Source organism: Paenibacillus sp. LS-5, from assembly GCF_056121505.1.
On sequence record NZ_JBWAVA010000125.1, the window covers coordinates 1 to 239 of the forward strand.

Here is a 239-nt window from a genome sequence, read left to right on the forward strand (position 1 = left end):
TTCCTGTTCCGCACCGTGGAGTTCCTCCGGCCGGAGGTTCAAGCCAGCGTGATCCAGCGGTACACCGTGAACGTGGCACTGCCCAGAGACGTGCAGCGCTTGAACACGTTTCAAGTGCTGGCCGAAGGCATCGCGAAGGGCTGGTTTCAAGTTCCGTCGTACGGCGATGAAAAGGCGCCGGACGGACCTCGCCTGTTGATCGGCCGGTACGGCTTTCGCGAAGGAGATGTTCAAGGTGA

The 239-nt window shown here is 60.7% G+C and carries 1 protein-coding gene; it reads left to right on the forward strand.

Going from position 1 to position 239, the window contains the following annotated elements; all coding sequences use genetic code 11:
* A partial coding sequence (locus AC0MA3_RS26735; RefSeq protein ID WP_474658383.1) for a hypothetical protein occupies positions 1-239 on the forward strand: 239 nt, incomplete at both ends.